Source organism: Streptococcus sp. FDAARGOS_522, assembly GCF_003812445.1.
Lineage (GTDB): Bacteria > Bacillota > Bacilli > Lactobacillales > Streptococcaceae > Streptococcus > Streptococcus agalactiae.
Map to the genome: position 1 here is coordinate 48,954 of NZ_CP033808.1, position 20,065 is coordinate 69,018.

Consider the following 20,065-nt stretch of genomic DNA (forward strand, 5'->3'; position numbering starts at 1 on the left):
GTGGCTTGGCTCGGTAATTTTTTTACTGGGGCAAGCTTTTCACTTGTTATGCCTTTTATGGTATTATATGTAGAACAATTAGGAGCACCTAGCAACAAAGTAGAGTGGTATGCAGGCTTATCAGTATCCTTATCAGCCTTGTCTTCAGCTTTAGTTGCCCCATTATGGGGGCGCTTAGCTGATAAATATGGTAGAAAACCGATGATGGTAAGAGCAGGGTTGATGATGACTTTTACTATGGGAGGCCTTGCTTTCATTCATAGTGTTACAGGACTTCTGATTTTACGTATATTAAACGGCATTTTTGCAGGCTATGTACCTAACTCTACAGCTTTGATAGCAAGTCAAGCTCCTCAAGAGGAATCAGGATATGCCTTAGGAACCTTAGCGACAGGAGTGACTGGAGGTATGTTAATTGGTCCACTTTTAGGGGGACTTTTAGCAGAGTGGTTTGGTATTAGGGAAGTTTTTTTATTAGTGGGAACCATATTGTTAATATCTACTTTAATGACCATTTTTATGGTAAAGGAAGATTTCAAACCCATTTCTAACGAAGAAACCATGCCAACTACAGAAGTGTTCAAAAGCGTTAAAAGCTTACAAATTTTAATAGGGCTGTTTGTAACAAGCATGATTATTCAAATTTCTGCACAATCCATTGCACCTATTTTAACACTTTACATTCGTCATTTAGGACAGACTGAAAACTTGATGTTTGTTTCCGGATTAATTGTTTCTGGTATGGGATTCTCTAGTATTCTGAGTAGTCCAAAGCTAGGAAGAATCGGGGATCGCATAGGCAATCATCGTTTGCTATTATTAGCTCTACTGTATAGTTTCCTCATGTATGTCTTATGTTCATTGGCACAGACTTCATTACAGTTAGGGGTTATTAGATTCCTGTATGGTTTTGGAACAGGTGCCTTGATGCCGAGTATTAATTCAATCTTGACTAAAATTGCTCCAAGACAAGGTTTATCAAGGATTTTCAGTTATAACCAAATGTTTAGCAATTTAGGACAAGTATTAGGTCCTTTTGTCGGTTCAGCAGTTTCTATTCATTTAGGATTCCGATGGGTTTTCTTTGTGACTAGCTTCATCGTTTTAGCTAATTTTGTTTGGTGTTTTATTAATTTTAGAAAATATATTAGAGTTAAGGAAATTGTGTGAGAGTTAAAATTAATTTAAAGTGTAGCTCTTGTGGTAGTAAGAATTATTTAACCAGTAAGAATAAAAGTAATCATCCCGATAAAATCGAGGTTCCAAAGTATTGCCCAAAGGAGAGAAAAGTAACACTACATATTGAATCTTAATAAGTTTTATGTTAGAATGTACTTTGACCATAGTGGAGGAATTAACATGTATAACCTATTACTCACCATTCTACTTGTTTTATCAGTATTATTGATTATCTCAATTTTCATGCAACCACAAAAGAATCCAAGTAGTAATGTTTTTGATAGTAGCGGTTCTGAAGCCCTTTTTGAACGTAGTAAAGCTCGAGGATTTGAAGCTTTTATGCAACGTTTTACAGGTGTTTTAGTCTTTTTCTGGCTACTAATCGGCTTAGTATTATCTATTTTATCAAGTCATTAATGATAGCTAAATACAGATAAGTGAGGATGGGGGATAGCCCAACCTCACTTTTTGTTAGTAGAATGGTTGTAGAGTAATAATAAAGTGACTAAAGTTACTAGAAAAGGAAATAATGAAAGAAAAAATTATAAAATATTTGGAAGAACACGGTAAAACTAGCGTTAATGACTTAGCTGCTGCCCTAGATATGGCAGGCGCAAAAGCATTTCCAAAATTAATCAAAACAATCTCAAATTTGGAGAGCCACAGGCAATTAAGATTTGACGATAATGGAAGTCTTTCTCTTCGAAAGAAAGAAGCTAAGAAAAAGGAAATCACAGTAAGAGGTCTTTTTAGAGCAAATAAAGCAGGATTTGGTTTTCTTAGTATTGACCAAGACGAAGATGATATGTTTATCGGAAAAAACGATATTGCTTATGCTATTGATGGTGACACGGTAGAAGCTGTTGTAAAGAAACCAGCGGACCGTCTTAACGGGACTGCAGCAGAAGCGCGTGTTGTTAATATTGTTGAACGTAGTTTAAAGACGCTTGTTGGTAAGTTTGTCTTAGACGATGAGCGCCCTAAATACGCAGGATATATCAAATCGAAAAATCAAAAAATCAATCAAAAGATTTATATACGCAAAGAACCGGTCGTTTTAGACGGAACAGAAATTATCAAAGTAGATATTGATAAATATCCGACACGAGGACATGATTACTTCGTAGCAAGTGTTCGTGATATCGTTGGACATCAAGGAGATGTTGGTATTGATGTTTTAGAAGTCTTGGAAAGTATGGATATCGTCTCAGAATTTCCTGAGGACGTTATTGCAGAAGCCAATGCTATCCCAGATGCTCCAACGGAGAAAGATTTAATTGGGCGTGTTGATTTACGTCAAGAGGTCACTTTCACTATTGATGGAGCGGACGCCAAAGATTTAGACGATGCTGTGCATATTAAATTACTGGATAATGGTCATTTTGAACTTGGAGTTCATATCGCAGATGTATCATACTACGTTACTGAAGGCTCTGCCTTAAATCGTGAAGCACTTAGTCGTGGTACGTCCGTATATGTCACAGATCGCGTTGTACCAATGTTACCAGAGCGTCTATCTAACGGTATATGTTCATTAAATCCAAATCTTGATCGTTTAACGCAGTCTTGTATTATGGAAATTGACCAAAATGGGAGAGTTGTTAATCATCAAATTACACAGTCAGTGATTAATACCACTTATCGTATGACTTATACCGCTGTAAATGATATTATTGCTGGCGATGAGGAAATCTGCTCAGAATATGAGTCTATTGTGCCCTCAGTACAGCATATGGTTACTTTACACCATATTTTGGAAACTATGCGTACGCGTCGTGGAGCGCTGAATTTTGATACATCTGAAGCAAAAATTATGGTTAATGATAAGGGAATGCCAGTTGATATTGTTATTCGCAACAGAGGCATTGCTGAACGCATGATTGAGTCATTTATGTTGGCGGCAAATGAAACGGTTGCTGAACATTATGCTCGTCTAAAATTGCCATTTATTTATCGTATACACGAAGAGCCTAAAGCTGAAAAATTACAAAAATTCATCGATTATGCTTCTATTTTCGGTGTTCACATTCAAGGAACAGCAACTAAAATCACCCAACCTGCTTTACAGGACTTTATGAAAAAAGTACAAGGGCAGCCAGGAAGTGAAGTGTTATCTATGATGTTATTGCGCTCGATGCAACAAGCTAGATATTCTGAACACAACCATGGACATTATGGACTTGCTGCGGAATATTACACTCACTTTACTAGCCCCATTCGACGTTATCCAGACTTGTTAGTTCATCGTATGATTCGTGATTATGGTGATAAAGCGATGGATAAAGCTGATCATTTTGCTAACCTTATCCCAGAAATTGCAACTCAAACGTCTAGTCTTGAGAGACGTGCCATTGATGCTGAACGTATTGTAGAGGCAATGAAGAAAGCCGAATACATGGAAGAATATATTGGTGAGGAATTTGAAGGTGTGGTTGCAAGCGTTGTTAAATTTGGTATGTTTGTAGAATTACCAAATACTATTGAAGGATTGGTTCACGTAACGACCTTGCCTGAATATTATCACTTTAATGAACGTACGCTGACGCTTCAAGGTGAGAAATCTGGGAAAGTTTTCCGTGTTGGTCAACAAATTAAGGTTAAGTTGATTCGTTCTGATAAGGAAACTGGTGATATCGATTTTGATTATTTACCATCAGATTTTGATATTGTTGAAAAGGTAAGTAAAAGTTCGCGTGAGGGTCGTCCTAATCGAAGTTCTAAACGAGAACATCAGCATAGAATTTCTGATCGTGATAATAAGAACAAAAATACATCTAAGAAAAAAGCATCTCGAAAACCCCAAAGGAACTCGGATAGCAAATCACATCATCACAAAGACGATAGAACAACAGGTTCAACCAAGAAAAAAACGAAAAAACCTTTCTATAAAGGCGTTGCTAAGAAAGGTCAGAAACGGAAATCTAAGAAAGGTTAAGTATGGTTAAAGGTCAAGGAAACGTTGTAGCACAAAATAAAAAAGCGCATCACGACTATACTATCGTTGAAACAATAGAAGCAGGAATTGTTTTGACAGGAACAGAAATCAAAAGTGTCCGCGCAGCGCGTATTACATTGAAAGATGGATATGCACAAATAAAAAATGGTGAAGCGTGGTTGATTAATGTTCATATTACACCATATGATCAAGGTAACATATGGAATCAAGATCCTGATCGTACACGAAAGTTATTACTAAAAAAACGTGAGATTGAAAAAATATCAAATGAACTGAAAGGGACTGGTATGACTCTGGTACCTCTAAAAGTTTACTTAAAAGATGGTTTTGCTAAAGTTCTATTGGGTTTGGCAAAAGGAAAACATGATTATGATAAGCGAGAGTCTATCAAACGTCGTGAGCAAAACCGTGATATTGCCCGTCAGTTAAAAAACTATAATTCACGATGATTATCAAAAGGTTAGGCAATTGCCTAACCTTTTTTGGACGAAAAAAGTGAAGTTGATTGACCAACTTCACTAATAATATAGACTTAATGTGATTTATGTTTGAAGTGACTATATAAACCAAATCCAATAATCCAGATGGTTGCTCCAATAGCCCCGATGTATGTTGAATCTTGCAAGAAGAGAGAAACGAATACAAAGAGGAAGAAGAGAAGTGTGATTGGTGAAAGGATTTTGTAGGCAGGCATTTTATAACCATCTTCCATAAAATCAGGTGATTTACGATATTTCCAATGTGCAATCATAATAAGAACATAGATAGAAATGTAAACACCAGAAGATGATGCAGTAATTAAGGAGAAGGCATCTGAAATACCAGGTAAAACACTGATAAGTGCTGAAGCTCCAACGATTACAGCTGATGCAATAATAGCTCGACTTGGAACGCTTTGACGAGATAATTGGTCTAATTTTAACGCTTTTGTAAGAGCATTTGGTGATTCATTAGCCAATTGGAATAAATGACGCCCTGTTGAGTATAAAGTAGAATTAAGAGCAGATGCTGCAGACGTTAGGACAACAAAGTTAATCAAAGCGGCAGCCCACTTAATCCCAGCTAGTTTGAATACTGTAACGAAAGGTGACTCATTAACTGGTAACTGTTGCCATGGGAAGATGGCCATAATTGCTAATAATGAACCTGCGTAGAATAAAATAATACGCATCGGAATTTCTTGGATTGCTTTTGGTAAAACTTTACGTGGATTAGCTGTTTCAGAAGTTGTTACTCCGACAAATTCAATAGCTAAATAAGCAAAGAATACCATTTGGAAAGCCATGAAGAAATTCAATTTACCTTTAGGGAACCATTCAAAATGATTGGTGATATTTGAGATTGAAGCATGGTATCCGTGACCGGTGTCAAAGTTTGTTAATACCATAAAGATACCGGTTGCTATTAAACCAAGAATTGCAATAACTTTTATCATAGCAAACCAAAACTCGGTTTCTCCGAATGCTTTTACAGCAATTAAGTTGATAGAACTTAGGATAGCTAAAAAAACAATTTGGATAATCCAGGATGGCCATTCAGGGAACCAAAATTGAACATACTCTCCTACGGCTGTAATCTCTGCCATACCGATAAATATTAGGGAAATCCAATAAGAAAGTGTTGAGAAAAATCCCCAACCGGGTCCTAAATATTTGGTAATGAAATTAATAAAAGTATGCTGATTTGGATCTTGATAAAGCATCTCTCCAATAGCACGCATCATGAAGAACATGAAAGCGCCAGTGATAGCATAGACAAGAACTATTGAAGGACCCGTCAGGCTAATTGAACGACCTGCACCAAGAAAAAGCCCAGTTCCGATTGTCCCTGCAATCGCAATTAACTGTACGTGACGATTTTCTAGGCCGCGTACCATACCATTCTCAGATTTTTGAGTGTGGTCATTATTATTTTTTGACATTATAAATACTCCATCTATTTTTGGAAAACTCCTTTATTATATAATTTTTTTGCAAAATTCGCAATAATTACTATACAATATTTTTCTATGATAAAATCTCCTAGCTAAGTGAGCTAAGAGATTTCAATTCATCCCTCTTCCTTGACAATATAGACTGGGCGTTTTTTAGTTTCTAGGAAAATCTTAGAGATGTATTTGCCTATAATTCCTAGCGACAATAACTGAATACCACCCATAAAAAGCACAATGGTAACTGTGCTTGCCCAACCTGAAACGGGATCCCCAAATAGTAATTTTCGAATAATAATAAAAATGATAGCTAAAAGTGATAGTACTGAACTAAGGGTTCCAATCCAGGTAGCTATAGCTAATGGAATTTCTGAGAAGTTGATGAAACCGTCTAGAGAGTATTTTAAGAGATTAAAGAAACTCCATGAGGTCTTACCCGCAATTCGTTCTCGATTCTCATAACTAATATAAGCGACATCATATCCAATCCAGGAAAAAATCCCTTTTGAGAAGCGATTCACTTCATTTAGCTCGAGAATACTGTCAACAACTTGTTTTGTCATGAGACGAAAATCACGCGCACCATCAACCATTTTAGTATCTGACACTTGATTGATTAATTTATAAAAAAGCTTGGCAAAAAGAGAGCGTATCAACGGCTCCCCTTTACGATCTTTTCGCCTTGTAGCGACAATATCATAACCTTCTTGAAGTTTTAGGTACATTTCTGGTAATAAAGTGGGTGGATCTTGCAAGTCAACATCCATAACAGTGATAAAATCACCAGTAGTATGTTCTAAACCAGCCAATAAAGCAGCATCTTTACCAAAATGGCGTGAAAATGAAAGGTAATGAACATTGTCAAATTGTTTAGCTGCTTTCTTAAGAAGTTCGAGTGTACGATCGGTAGAACCATCGTTTACGAAAATGTATTCAAAATGGGTGTAACGAGCCATTTCGGATTCAACTTTTTTGATTTCTGTTAAAAAAGTTGAGACAGTCTCTTGTTCATTATAACAAGGGACAATAACTGATAATAAAGCCATTTGTAATTCTCCGTATCATTCTTGCTTAAATTTTAACATAATATGGGAAAAAATAGAAAGATTATAAGGTAATCATAAAAAGGACTAGGTTTTTGCCTCAGTCCTTAACTTAATATGATGAGATGTTATTAGTCAGCTTTAAATTGACTGAGTCGAATAACTTCAATTTTATAGCCATCTGGATCTTGAATAAAGTAGAACATATTAGGTTTACCTGGTAATCCAGAAATTTTTGTTACAGAGTAACCTGCTTTCTGATGGGCATCATAAGTAGTTTCCAAATCGTCTACACCAACAGCAATGTGACCATACCCATTTCCTAAATCATAAGCTTCGTGATCATAGTTATAGGTTAACTCTAATTCGTAACTAGGGTCGTCCTCTAGGGCCATATAGACTAAAGTAAATTGATTTTCAGGAAAGTCATTACGACGAACTTCCTTAAAACCAAGTGCTTCTTGATAAAAAGCAATTGAGGCGTCCAAATCTTTAACGCGAATACAAGTATGTAAAAATGGCATAGTCTCTCTCCTATTTCTTTATTAAACGTATTATGTCAAAATAAAATTGTCTTTTCAAAAATATTGATTATAAATTAGGCTGTCTATTTACTCAACCCAAGTAACGACCTCTTGACGTTCTTTCCTAGCACGGGAATGTTTAGGTTCACGCAAACGATAACCAAATGAAACCATACAAGAAATAGCTTCTTTCTTATCGTCTATTAACCCTTCTTTACTAAGAATATTATTGACCTTTTCATAGTCAAATCCTTCAATTGGGCATGAATCTACGCCGATCATAGCAGCAGCCGTCATCATATTACCAAGTGCGATATAAGTTTGTTTTGCTGTCCAATCCCAAAGAGAACGTTCAGAATCAATTTTCATATCGTTTTCTTGGAAGGATTTGTAGAGAGGTATCCTACTCTCAAGGGCGGCTGGATCACCTAGACCACGTCGAATGAGACTGTTAATCATGCTATCAGCGTTATAATAAGCACCTTTTTCAGCTAGTAGTAAAACAAAGTGACTAGCAGTATCTAGTTGATATTGTGCTCCCCAAGCAACTTCCTTAAGTTTATCTCGAAATTTTGCAATTGTTTGTCTATCTAGTACTAAAAATCGCCAGCCTTCTAAACCGACTGAAGAAGGACTCAACCAAGCAGTGTCTAAAATATACTCCATATCTTCTTTAGGAATATCATTATTATTATAAACACGAATCGCCATACGAAAATCAAAAGCTCTTCGAACTTGTTTTTTGATATCTTCTTTTGTCATTTTAGATCCTCCTGTTATTAATGCTATCATATCACAATTTAGAAAAAATCTCAGCAGGCGGTATCGTGGCAAAGTAGAGCTACAAAATTCTAATGACTGTCAGAAAAATAAAGGGAATGAACAAAATGATAGGGTTTTGATGAAGAAAGTTATATAATTTTACATAAGGAGGGGATAATACCATATATCAAACTATCATTTAGATGTTTAAAATAGATGTTTTTCACTATGAAATTCATTTTTGTCACATAGAAAAGGAGATTGTTATGGAAACATATACTCTATCGAATACTCTTAACATTCCTAAAATTGGTTTTGGGACATGGCAACTAACTGAAGGTGAAGAAGCTTATAAAGCAGTGACTCATGCTTTAAAAGTTGGTTATACTCATATTGATACTGCTCAGATTTATGGTAATGAACATAGTGTTGGACGTGCTATAAGAGACAGTGGTTTGGCGCGAGAAAGTATCTTTTTGACAACTAAGATTTGGAATGACAAACATGACTATCATTTAGCCAAAGCTTCTATTGATGAATCTCTACAGAAATTAGGTGTTGATTATATTGATCTTCTTTTGATTCATTGGCCAAATCCAAAAGCTCTTCGTGAAAATGATGCGTGGAAGGCTGGGAATGCAGGCACTTGGAAAGCGATGGAAGAAGCTTATAAAGAAGGAAAGGTAAAAGCTATTGGTGTTTCGAATTTCATGAAACATCACTTAGAGGCTTTATTTGAAACCGCCGAAATAAAACCTATGGTTAATCAAATTATCCTAGCACCAGGTTGTGCTCAAGAAGATTTGGTTCGCTTCTGTAAAGGAAATGATATCTTATTAGAAGCTTACAGTCCATTTGGAACAGGTGCTATTTTTGAAAATGAATCTATAAAAGCTATTGCTGAAAAATATGGTAAATCAGTTGCACAAGTAGCTCTTCGCTGGTCACTTGATAATGGCTTTTTACCATTACCTAAGTCAGCGACTCCCAAAAATATTGAAGCAAACCTTGATATTTTTGATTTTCAATTAAACGAAGATGATATTACTACCTTAATACAACTAGATTCAGGTATTAAACCCAAAGATCCAGATAATGTCTCATTTTAATAAGAAAAGATGGAAATGTATTTCCATCTTTTTTATGTGGGATAGTTCCTTAAAGTTAAGAAAACCATTAAGACCTCCATTGACGAGGAGAATATATTAATGATAGTATTACTAGAAAAGTAGTAATAAAGGATGAATATGGTAAAATCCTTTACAATATATCATTATCGAAAGAGGTTATAACATCTAAATGAGACTTGATAAATTTTTAGTAGAATGCGGGCTTGGTTCACGTACTCAAGTCAAATTAATATTGAAAAAAAAGCAGATTAGTGTTAATGGTAATAGCGAGACATCTCCAAAAGTACAGGTAGATGAATATAGAGATGAGATTAAATATAATGGAACTCTAGTGTCATATGAAAAGTTTGTTTATTATATGCTTCATAAACCCAAAGGTGTTATATCAGCAACGGATGATCCTTCGCATAAAACCGTGTTAGATTTGCTAGACAAAACTGCTCGAGATAAAGCTGTTTTTCCAGTGGGGCGTTTAGATATTGATACAACAGGCCTTTTGTTAATAACTAATAATGGGGAATTAGCGCATAAAATGTTATCACCTAAAAAACACGTTGATAAATGCTATGAGGCAAAAATCTCAGGGATAATGACAGAAGACGATATTTTGGCATTTGATAAAGGGATTATTCTGAAAGATTTTACTTGTTTACCAGCATTATTAGAAATTGTGGAAGTAAATCAGGTGAAGAAGCAGAGTCTTGTTAAAATCACTATTAAGGAAGGAAAATTCCATCAAGTTAAACGTATGGTTGCTGCGTGTGGTAAGGAAGTCTTAGAGCTAAAGCGTCTAAGTATGGGGAATCTACAATTAGATAAACAGCTAGAAAGTGGACAATGGAGACGGCTAACAATAAAAGAAATAGAAAAATTAGAAAAATATATGCAATAATATAAAATAACAGTTAATATTTTAGCAATTTGATAACACTTAGATTATAATGTAAACGTATACTTTTTTAGATTGGAAGATCAAATGAAACGTAAATACTTTATTCTTAATACGGTGACGGTTTTAACGTTAGCTGCTGCAATGAATACTAGCAGTATCTATGCTAATAGTACTGAGACAAGTGCTTCAGTAGCTCCTACTACAAATACTATCGTTCAAACTAATGACAGTAATCCTACCGCAAAATTTTCATCAGAATCAGGACAATCTGTAATAGGTCAAGTAAAACCAGCTAATTCTGTGGCGCTTACAACAGTTGACACGCCTCATATTTCAGCTCCAGATGCTTTAAAAACAACTCAATCAAGTCCTGTCGTTGAGAGTCCTTCTACTAAGTTAACTGAAGAGACATACAAACAAAAAGATGGTCAAGATTTAGCCAACATGGTGAGAAGTGGTCAAGTTACTAGTGAGGAACTCGTCAATATGGCATACGATATTATTGCTAAAGAAAACCCATCTTTAAATGCAGTCATTACTACTAGACGCCAAGAAGCTATTGAAGAGGCTAGAAAACTTAAAGATACCAATCAGCCGTTTTTAGGTGTTCCCTTGTTAGTCAAGGGGTTAGGGCACAGTATTAAAGGTGGTGAAACCAATAATGGCTTGATCTATGCAGGTGGAAAAATTAGCACATTTGACAGTAGCTATGTCAAAAAATATAAAGATTTAGGATTTATTATTTTAGGACAAACGAACTTTCCAGAGTATGGATGGCGCAATATAACAGATTCTAAATTATACGGTCCAACGCATAACCCTTGGAATCTTGCTCATAATGCTGGTGGCTCTTCTGGTGGAAGTGCAGCAGTTATTGCTAGCGGGATGACGCCAATTGCTAGCGGTAGTGATGCTGGTGGTTCTATCCGTATTCCATCTTCTTGGACGGGCTTGGTAGGTTTAAAACCAACAAGAGGATTGGTGAGTAATGAAAAGCCAGATTCGTATAGTACAGCAGTTCATTTTCCATTAACTAAGTCATCTAGAGACGCAGAAACATTATTAACTTATCTAAAGAAAAGCGATCAAACGCTAGTATCAGTTAATGATTTAAAATCTTTACCAATTGCTTATACTTTGAAATCACCAATGGGAACAGAAGTTAGTCAAGATGCTAAAAATGCTATTATGGACAACGTCATATTCTTAAGAAAACAAGGATTCAAAGTGACAGAGATAGACTTACCAATTGATGGTAGAGCATTAATGCGTGATTATTCAACCTTGGCTATTGGTATGGGAGGAGCTTTTTCAACAATTGAAAAAGACTTAAAAAAACATGGTTTTACTAAAGAAGACGTTGATCCCATTACTTGGGCAGTTCATGTTATTTATCAAAATTCAGATAAGGCTGAACTTAAGAAATCTATTATGGAAGCCCAAAAACATATGGATGATTATCGTAAGGCAATGGAGAAGCTTCACAAGCAATTTCCTATTTTCTTATCGCCAACGACCGCAAGTTTAGCCCCTCTAAATACAGATCCATATGTAACAGAGGAAGATAAAAGAGCGATTTATAATATGGAAAACTTGAGCCAAGAAGAAAGAATTGCTCTCTTTAATCGCCAGTGGGAGCCTATGTTGCGTAGAACACCTTTTACACAAATTGCTAATATGACAGGACTCCCAGCTATCAGTATCCCGACTTACTTATCTGAGTCTGGTTTACCCATAGGGACGATGTTAATGGCAGGTGCAAACTATGATATGGTATTAATTAAATTTGCAACTTTCTTTGAAAAATATCATGGTTTTAATGTTAAATGGCAAAGAATAATAGATAAAGAAGTGAAACCATCTACTGGCCTAATACAGCCTACTAACTCCCTCTTTAAAGCTCATTCATCATTAGTAAATTTAGAAGAAAATTCACAAGTTACTCAAGTATCTATCTCTAAAAAATGGATGAAATCGTCTGTTAAAAATAAACCATCCGTAATGGCATATCAAAAAGCACTTCCTAAAACAGGTGATACAGAATCAAGTCTATCTCCAGTTTTAGTAGTACCCCTTTTATTAGCTTGTTTTAGCTTTGTAACAAAAAAGAATCAGAAAAGTTGATTGTAATGTAAAATAATTCCTATTTTTCACTTTTTAGTATCATATTTTCGATTTTTATGTTGTAATAAATTATAATGAAGGTGTAAGGAATTATAAAATAGGAAATAATATGAAAGTGAAAAATAAGATTTTAACGATGGTAGCACTTACTGTCTTAACATGTGCTACTTATTCATCAATCGGTTATGCTGATACAAGTGATAAGAATACTGACACGAGTGTCGTGACTACGACCTTATCTGAGGAGAAAAGATTAGATGAACTAGACCAGTCTAGTACTGGTTCTTCTTCTGAAAATGAATCGAGTTCATCAAGTGAACCAGAAACAAATCCCTCAACTAATCCACCTACAACAGAACCATCGCAACCCTCACCTAGTGAAGAGAACAAGCCTGATGGTAGCACGAAGACAGAAATTGGCAATAATAAGGATATTTCTAGTGGAACAAAAGTATTAATTTCAGAAGATAGTATTAAGAATTTTAGTAAAGCAAGTAGTGATCAAGAAGAAGTGGATCGCGATGAATCATCATCTTCAAAAGCAAATGATGAGAAAAAAGGCCACAGTAAGCCTAAAAAGGAACTTCCTAAAACAGGAGATAGCCACTCAGATACTGTAATAGCATCTACGGGAGGGATTATTCTGTTATCATTAAGTCTTTACAATAAGAAAATGAAACTTTATTAAATATAAAAAAGGAGGACTAACCTCCTTTTTATATTTAAATAGCCCATTCGCCATTTCTAAAGATTGGGACAGCAGTTCCATCTGCACGAATACCATCAATATCCATTTGTTCTGAACCAATCATAAAATCAACATGTGTTGAAGAACGATTTAAACCAGCTTCATCCAATTCTTGACTTGTCATTTCTGTTCCTCCTTCTACATTGAAGGCATATGCAGATCCAATAGCGAGGTGATTAGAGGCATTTTCATCGAATAAAGTATTAAAGAAAATTAGTCCAGACAGTGAAATTGGTGTTTTATGTGGGACAAGTGCAACTTCCCCAAGCGATCTTGCCCCATCATTTTCCTCGATTAAGCGTTGGATTGTTTCTTGCCCTTTTTCTGCAGTGACATTGATAATTTTACCGTCTTTAAAAGTAAACATCATATTTTCGATAATAACGCCAGCATAACTGAGAGGTTTTGTACTTGTCACATACCCATCTGCACGACGGTAATCAGGTGCTGAAAAGATTTCTTCAGTAGGCATATTAGCGATAAAAGTCTCTCCCTGAGCGTTGAGACTACCGGCTGCCTCCCAAATATGATTTTTAGGCATACCAAGCGTTAAATCTGTACCTGGTGCGGTATAATGAAGAGCATCAAATTGTTCTTGATTTAGTCTAGTAGCTTTTTCTAATAATTTAGCTTCATGTGCGTCCCAAGCAGCAATAGGATCATCTTCATAAATACGATTTAATTTGAAAATGGTATCCCAAAGAGCATCAACTTGTTGGTCGCTTGTTTTTAATTCTGGGAAGACAAGTGCAGCCCATTCTCTACCAGCAGCTGCAGCCACGTTCCAAGATACTTTATTAGCTTGTATTGCTCTACTTTGTTCCTCTAAGGCAATAGCGGTTGCTCTAGTTGTTTCAGATAAACGTTTAGGATCAACAGTAGCGAAAGCGTTAGGGTTAGAAGATTTCACAACTAATCGACTAGCTTTCTTATTTAATAGCGCTAAAGATTTATCAACGGTATACTGTGGAACATTCGTGAGAACTTCGTCTGAAGCATGAAGTAGTCGCTGGCGCGTGATAAAATCATCTGTATAATCAACAATAACTTCACTTGCTCCCTTTTCATAAGCGGCTTCAGTTAAAAGCCTTGCTAAGTGGACTTGTTCCACATCGATTGTTAAAGCGAGAGTATGCCCTTTTTGGACATTTAAACCTTGAGAAATAATTAATTGGGCATATTTTTTTAAAAGGTTGTCGAAATCTTGTAAAACCATACTAGCTCCTTTAAATTTACTATTTTTTATAATTTATCATAAACTCTTATAAAGCACAAGGAAATATGGAAGCGATTTAATAAAGATATATTTAAGCTAACGGTTTGTAGTTTGCGAAATAAGACGTTTCGTGTTAATATAGACTTAACTATATATTCAGTAAATGAGGTGACATGAGTGGCTTTTGGAGATAACGGACAACGAAAAAAAACTGGGTTTGAAAAACTAACTCTTTTTGTTGTTATTTTGATGGTACTAGTAACAGTTGGTGGTTTGGTATTTGGTGCTATTAGTGCAATCATGTAATGAGAAACGCTGTAAAGCGTTTTTTTATACTGAATAGAATAAAGAATAGGAATTTTAGAAATGAGTATGTTTTTAGATACTGCCAAAATTAGTGTTAAGGCAGGTCGCGGTGGTGATGGCATGGTTGCTTTTCGCCGTGAGAAATATGTCCCCAATGGAGGCCCGTGGGGCGGTGATGGCGGTAAAGGCGGATCGGTCATTTTTAAAGTAAACGAAGGTTTACGAACTTTGATGGATTTTCGATATAACCGTAATTTTAAAGCAAAAGCTGGTGAAAAAGGGATGACTAAAGGTATGCACGGTCGAGGTGCAGAAGACCTTATTGTGTCATTACCACCTGGAACAACTGTTCGTGATGCTACTACAGGTAAGGTTATTACCGACCTTGTGGAGCATGATCAGGAATTCGTTGTAGCCAGAGGTGGCCGGGGTGGTCGTGGAAATATTCGCTTTGCAACCCCACGTAATCCAGCTCCTGAAATTGCTGAAAATGGGGAGCCTGGCGAAGAGCGTGAATTACAATTAGAATTAAAAATTTTGGCTGATGTTGGTCTCGTTGGTTTCCCATCGGTTGGGAAGTCGACGCTACTTAGTGTTGTTTCAGCAGCAAAGCCTAAAATTGGTGCCTATCATTTTACGACAATTGTCCCTAATTTAGGGATGGTTCGTACAAAATCAGGTGATAGCTTTGCAATGGCTGATCTCCCTGGTTTGATTGAAGGGGCTAGTCAAGGTGTCGGATTAGGAACTCAGTTTCTTAGACATATTGAGCGTACACGTGTTATTCTACATGTTATTGATATGTCGGCAAGTGAAGGACGAGACCCTTACGATGACTATGTTTCAATTAATAATGAGTTGGAAACTTACAATCTTCGATTGATGGAACGTCCGCAAATTATTGTTGCCAATAAAATGGACATGCCTGATTCAGAAGAGAATTTGGCAGCATTCAAAGAAAAATTAGCTGCAAACTATGATGAGTTTGATGACATGCCTATGATTTTTCCAATTTCAAGTTTAGCACATCAAGGACTAGAGAACCTTATGGATGCGACGGCTGAATTATTAGCCAATACAGAAGAGTTTCTTCTTTATGACGAAACTGACATGCAAGAAGATGAAGCATACTATGGATTTAACGAAGATGAACGTCCATTTGAGATTACACGTGATGATGATGCAACGTGGGTATTGTATGGTGATAAGCTAGAAAAACTCTTTGTTATGACAAATATGGAACGCGATGAATCAATAATGAAATTTGCTCGTCAGTTACGTGGTATGGGCGTTGATGAAGCCCTTCGAGAGCGCGGAGCTAAGGATGGAGATATTGTTCGTATAGGTAACTTCGAATTTGAATTTGTAGATTAATGCAGTACTTGATTGGAGGTTTTTTATGGGAGATAAACCGATATCATTTCGTGATAAAGATGGGAACTTTGTTTCAGCGGCCGATGTCTGGAATGCTGAAAAATTAGAAGAACTCTTTAACACATTAAATCCTAATCGTAAACTTCGTTTAGAACGCGAAAAATTAGCAAAAGGAAAAAGGATAGTTAAGTAACTATCCTTTTTAGTTATTTTAGGTATGAAAAAAGACTCTAAAACATAATTGATAGAGTGTTAAGGTACAGATTACTTTATTATTTTAAACGTTTTTGAGCTTTTTGATATACTGAAGAGCATTTTTTACAATGGTTGGAGTATAAGTAATAAATTTATAAGCAAAATTAAAAGCACAAACTAAAGTTATAAAAAATAGTAAGTAAATAATAGGGTTTTGCGTTAAGAATCCTTGAAAAAGAAGTACAAGGTTAAGAATTACGGTAGAGATACTTAAGATAAAAATAACTAGATAAGCAATAATAGTTGTCCAAAACCTTAAATGGATGTTACTCACCTTTTCCCATTTAATATCTAAAAAGTCATCTATAAAGTTGACATGATAAGTCATATGTTCTTTAATAAAGTGCAATATTCTGTTAATATAGTCTTTCATACTGCTATATTATCATACTGAAAGCCCTTGTGCAACATTATTCAAACATTCTAGCTGATGTTTTGCTAATTTTAGAAGAAAACTTATCCTATTATAATTTGTTTGTGATTAGGAAATAAAAAAAGATGACACGAAGTCATCTTTTTTATTAAACGTTTAAAACTTTATTAAGGAAGTCTTGGAGACGTGGGTGTTGAGGTGTATCAAAGATTTGCTCAGGTGTCCCATCTTCGAGGAAACGACCACCATCTGTAAAGATAACACGATTGGCAACTTGACGAGCAAATCCCATTTCGTGTGTCACAATTAACATAGTCATACCTTGTTCAGCTAAATCTTTCATAACATTGAGAACATCTCCAACCATTTCTGGATCAAGTGCAGAAGTTGGTTCGTCAAAAAGTAAGATATCTGGATTCATCGCTAAGCTTCTTGCGATAGCTACACGTTGTTTTTGTCCTCCAGATAAACTATCTGGTTTGGCATTAGCTTTATCGGCTAAACCAACTTTTTCAAGTAATTCCATCCCATGCTTTTCAGCTGCTTCTTTAGATTCTTTACCAAGTTCAATAGGAGCAAAAGTGATGTTTTCAAGAACTGACATATGTGGGAAAAGATTGAAGTGTTGAAATACCATTCCGATATTTTCACGTGCTTTGTCTATGTCTGTTTTTGGATTTGATAACTCAAAGCCGTCCACAACAACTTTTCCACTTGTGATTGATTCAAGTAAGTTCAATGTGCGAAGGAAAGTTGATTTTCCTGAACCAGAAGGTCCAATAATACAGACAACATCACCTTCATAAAATTTAGCATCAATACCTTTTAAAACTTCATTTTGCCCATACGACTTGTGTAAATCTTGGACATCAATTTTTAATTCTGCCATTATTTAAGCCTCTTTTCTAAACGTTTTGCTAGACGGGTGAGAAGGGTAATGATTACAAGATACATAATTGCAAGAATAGCATACATACGGAATGATTGATAGTTACGTGCAATTATGATTTTACCAGTTTGGAAGAGTTCCACAAGTCCGATTGCTGATACAATTGTTGTATCCTTTAATGAGATGACAAATTGGTTGATAAAGTTTGGTAACATAAGGCGTACTGCTTGAGGCAAGATAACCTTTTGCATAGTTTTGCCGTAAGAAATACCTAAACTACGACTTGCTTCCATTTGACCAGAAGGAACAGCTTCAATACCACCACGTACAATTTCAGCAATGTACGCACCACCATTTAAAGAAAGAGCGATAGTAGCAGCAACGAAGTCATTAATTGGACTTTGGTGACCTGTGATGCTTTCGATTAAATTAGGAATACCCCAGAAAATAAAAGCGGCCACAATCATGAGTGGAATACCACGGACAACATCAACAAAAATCATTGAAATTGTGCGGAGAGTATTACTTGGTGATACGCTCATCATACCAAAGATAATACCAATAACCATAGCAATCGCAAATGAGATAAGAGTTAAACTTAAAGTAGTTCCAATACCAGATAGCAATTGTTTGTAGTTATTAGAAATTAACCCTAAAATAGTTGATTCATCTACAGGTTTAGCAGCTTTATCGTTTGAAGAAGTGCTGGCTGTGGAAAGGTATTTTTTAACAAGTTTATCGTACTCACCTGATTTTTTGAGTGAAGCAAGACCGTTGTTAAACATTTTAATTAATTCTGGATTTGCCCCTTTTTTCACTGCAAATCCGATATCGCCTGATTTTTCACCTTTGATAGGTGTTTCAAATTTACGACCTTGATTAATAGCGTAAGCAAGAACTGCTTCGTCATCCATTAGAGCATCAATTGAACCTGAGTTCATACTATCATACATTGTAGATGCTTCATCAAATGCTTTAACATGATAGTTGTACTTATCTGCGTGGTCTGATAACCAAGTATATGAGGCAGTACCATTTTTAGCACCAACTGTTTTTCCTTTTAAATCTTGGTATGATTTGACATTGCTTCCTTTTTTTACCGCTAAGATAACGCTAGATGTGTAATAAGGGTCAGAAAAATCAAAGATTTTTTGGCGTGCTTCTGTGATTGTGGCTCCTGCAATAACACCGTCAGCTTGTCCAGATTGGACAGCATTTAAAGCGGCATCAAAACCTGGATTTGAGATATCAAGTTTAAAACCTTGCTGTTTAGCAATTTTCTTGATTAATTCCATATCAAAACCAGTATATTTCCCTTTACCGTTTTGATATTCGAATGGTGCGAATGAAGAATCAGAAACAATTTTATAACTTGGCTTTACAGGAGTTGCTTTTTCATTGGCATTACCTGTTGCTTTGCCGCTTGTTTTTGTAGCGTCTTTCCCAAGCCATTTATCCATGATGTCATTATAAGTGCCATCTGATTTCATTTGTGCAAAAGCTGTGTTAAATTCTTTAATTAGGTTATCGTGTCCACTACCTTTTTTGACAGCAAATGCAAAGCTACCAACTGCCTCGCCTTCCATGTTAATGGCGTAAGCTTTTCCTTGATTTATCGCAAATTGCACAACTGGTTGATCGTCCATAGCGGCGTAAATAGAACCAGAATCAAGGCTGTTATTCATTAGGTCACTTGTATCAAATGTTTTAACTTTATAGCCGTATTTAGATTTATTTTCCTCTAAGAAGCTTTGAGCAGCTGTTCCATTTTTTACACCGACTACTTTTCCTTTTAGTTGTTTGTAGTTTGTGACTTTATTATTATTTTTAGTATAAAGAATAACGGAAGTATCGTAATAAGTATCTGAGAAATTAAAGACTTTTTTACGTGCTTCAGTAACAGTAGTTCCGGCCATTAGCGCGTCTGCCTGTCCAGATTGAACAGCGTTAACTGCGGCATCAAAACCTGGGTACGTCATGTTAACATTCCAGCCAGCACGCTTAGCGACTTCGTTAACGATGTCAACATCGATTCCTTTATAAGTTTGATCAGAATCTTTAAATTCGAATGGAGCGTATGCTGTATCAGAAACAATATTCACAGTCTCTGCACTGACCTTTCCACCAAACACAAAGAATATTGAGAGTAAAGCAAGCGTAAAAGCTTTTAACTTGTGCTTCATGTAAATCTCCTTTTTATAAATATGTGTTTTATTATATCAAAATAAATAAGATAGAGCAACAAAATGTCATTTCTATGTTAGAAAACGTAACATGTATGTTATGTTAATTTTATATATATCTTTAGTTAGTATTATGATATAATCGTTCTAGTGTTATCACACAAAAAGGATTTAGGATTAT

General features: G+C 35.7%; 20 protein-coding genes. 12 read left to right on the forward strand and 8 right to left on the reverse strand.

Annotated features, from left to right (window positions below; translation table 11 throughout):
• From EGX70_RS00315 to smpB, 5 genes are all read left to right on the forward strand, one after another.
• Complete coding sequence (locus EGX70_RS00315) at positions 1-1,170, forward strand: multidrug efflux MFS transporter (protein WP_000312381.1); 1,170 nt, start codon at positions 1-3, stop codon at positions 1,168-1,170.
• A complete protein-coding gene (gene rpmG, locus EGX70_RS00320) occupies positions 1,167-1,313 on the forward strand; it encodes a 50S ribosomal protein L33 (RefSeq protein ID WP_001873241.1) in 147 nt (48 codons plus the stop codon). Before EGX70_RS00315 ends, rpmG begins: the two co-directional genes overlap by 4 nt.
• A 46-nt stretch (positions 1,314-1,359) precedes the next feature.
• The gene (gene secG / locus EGX70_RS00325; protein ID WP_000282513.1) at positions 1,360-1,596 is read left to right on the forward strand and encodes a preprotein translocase subunit SecG; all 237 of its coding nucleotides are present in this window, start codon (positions 1,360-1,362) and stop codon (positions 1,594-1,596) included.
• 112 nt (positions 1,597-1,708) lie between these two features.
• Positions 1,709-4,114, forward strand: a complete 2,406-nt coding sequence (gene rnr / locus EGX70_RS00330) for a ribonuclease R (protein ID WP_000659936.1) — start codon at positions 1,709-1,711, stop codon at positions 4,112-4,114.
• Between the two features lie 2 nt (positions 4,115-4,116).
• Entirely contained in the window at positions 4,117-4,584 is a 468-nt protein-coding gene (gene smpB / locus EGX70_RS00335; RefSeq protein WP_000238456.1) for an SsrA-binding protein SmpB, read from the forward strand.
• Between the two features lie 83 nt (positions 4,585-4,667).
• Here the strand turns inward: smpB and EGX70_RS00340 are convergent, their stop codons facing one another.
• The 4 genes from EGX70_RS00340 to EGX70_RS00355 form a co-directional block, all read right to left on the reverse strand.
• Complete coding sequence (locus EGX70_RS00340; RefSeq protein WP_000042126.1) at positions 4,668-6,056, reverse strand: amino acid permease; 1,389 nt, start codon at positions 6,054-6,056, stop codon at positions 4,668-4,670.
• A gap of 128 nt (positions 6,057-6,184) precedes the next feature.
• Positions 6,185-7,111, reverse strand: a complete 927-nt coding sequence (locus EGX70_RS00345; protein WP_001196763.1) for a glycosyltransferase family 2 protein — start codon at positions 7,109-7,111, stop codon at positions 6,185-6,187.
• Between the two features lie 128 nt (positions 7,112-7,239).
• The gene (locus EGX70_RS00350) at positions 7,240-7,632 is read right to left on the reverse strand and encodes a VOC family protein (protein WP_001116199.1); all 393 of its coding nucleotides are present in this window, start codon (positions 7,630-7,632) and stop codon (positions 7,240-7,242) included.
• A gap of 87 nt (positions 7,633-7,719) precedes the next feature.
• Positions 7,720-8,394 carry an NAD(P)H-dependent oxidoreductase gene (locus EGX70_RS00355; protein WP_000159252.1) on the reverse strand — a complete coding sequence of 225 codons (675 nt, stop codon included), beginning with the start codon at positions 8,392-8,394 and terminating at the stop codon, positions 7,720-7,722.
• 266 nt (positions 8,395-8,660) lie between these two features.
• On the opposite strand from EGX70_RS00355, the gene EGX70_RS00360 reads away from it, so the two are divergent.
• From EGX70_RS00360 to EGX70_RS00375, 4 genes are all read left to right on the forward strand, one after another.
• Entirely contained in the window at positions 8,661-9,503 is an 843-nt protein-coding gene (locus EGX70_RS00360; protein WP_000451356.1) for an aldo/keto reductase, read from the forward strand.
• 190 nt (positions 9,504-9,693) lie between these two features.
• Complete coding sequence (locus tag EGX70_RS00365) at positions 9,694-10,416, forward strand: pseudouridine synthase (protein ID WP_001234923.1); 723 nt, start codon at positions 9,694-9,696, stop codon at positions 10,414-10,416.
• An 84-nt stretch (positions 10,417-10,500) separates the two neighbouring features.
• A complete protein-coding gene (locus tag EGX70_RS00370) occupies positions 10,501-12,540 on the forward strand; it encodes an amidase family protein (RefSeq protein ID WP_000824603.1) in 2,040 nt (679 codons plus the stop codon).
• 109 nt (positions 12,541-12,649) lie between these two features.
• The gene (locus tag EGX70_RS00375; RefSeq protein ID WP_000865325.1) at positions 12,650-13,228 is read left to right on the forward strand and encodes an LPXTG cell wall anchor domain-containing protein; all 579 of its coding nucleotides are present in this window, start codon (positions 12,650-12,652) and stop codon (positions 13,226-13,228) included.
• Positions 13,229-13,262: 34 nt separating this feature from the next.
• On the opposite strand, the gene EGX70_RS00380 is transcribed toward EGX70_RS00375, so the two are convergent.
• Entirely contained in the window at positions 13,263-14,504 is a 1,242-nt protein-coding gene (locus EGX70_RS00380) for an aminopeptidase (protein WP_000244053.1), read from the reverse strand.
• 177 nt (positions 14,505-14,681) lie between these two features.
• Here EGX70_RS00380 and EGX70_RS00385 point away from each other — a divergent pair, with 177 nt between their 5' ends.
• From EGX70_RS00385 to EGX70_RS00395, 3 genes are read left to right on the forward strand one after another with little or no spacing between them, the layout of a single operon-like run.
• A complete protein-coding gene (locus tag EGX70_RS00385) occupies positions 14,682-14,810 on the forward strand; it encodes a DUF4044 domain-containing protein (RefSeq protein ID WP_000863865.1) in 129 nt (42 codons plus the stop codon).
• Positions 14,811-14,870: 60 nt separating this feature from the next.
• Positions 14,871-16,184: a GTPase ObgE gene (obgE, locus tag EGX70_RS00390; RefSeq protein ID WP_000061665.1), complete on the forward strand. Its 1,314-nt coding sequence runs from the start codon at positions 14,871-14,873 to the stop codon at positions 16,182-16,184.
• Between the two features lie 25 nt (positions 16,185-16,209).
• Positions 16,210-16,377: a hypothetical protein gene (locus EGX70_RS00395; protein WP_123947809.1), complete on the forward strand. Its 168-nt coding sequence runs from the start codon at positions 16,210-16,212 to the stop codon at positions 16,375-16,377.
• 84 nt (positions 16,378-16,461) lie between these two features.
• Here EGX70_RS00395 and EGX70_RS00400 read toward each other — a convergent pair whose 3' ends face one another.
• From EGX70_RS00400 to EGX70_RS00410, 3 genes are all read right to left on the reverse strand, one after another.
• Entirely contained in the window at positions 16,462-16,812 is a 351-nt protein-coding gene (locus EGX70_RS00400; protein WP_123947811.1) for a hypothetical protein, read from the reverse strand.
• 148 nt (positions 16,813-16,960) lie between these two features.
• The gene (locus EGX70_RS00405) at positions 16,961-17,701 is read right to left on the reverse strand and encodes an amino acid ABC transporter ATP-binding protein (RefSeq protein WP_000818887.1); all 741 of its coding nucleotides are present in this window, start codon (positions 17,699-17,701) and stop codon (positions 16,961-16,963) included.
• Positions 17,701-19,884: an ABC transporter substrate-binding protein/permease gene (locus tag EGX70_RS00410; RefSeq protein WP_000681006.1), complete on the reverse strand. Its 2,184-nt coding sequence runs from the start codon at positions 19,882-19,884 to the stop codon at positions 17,701-17,703. Before EGX70_RS00410 ends, EGX70_RS00405 begins: the two co-directional genes overlap by 1 nt.
• Between the last annotated feature and the right edge of the window lie 181 nt (positions 19,885-20,065).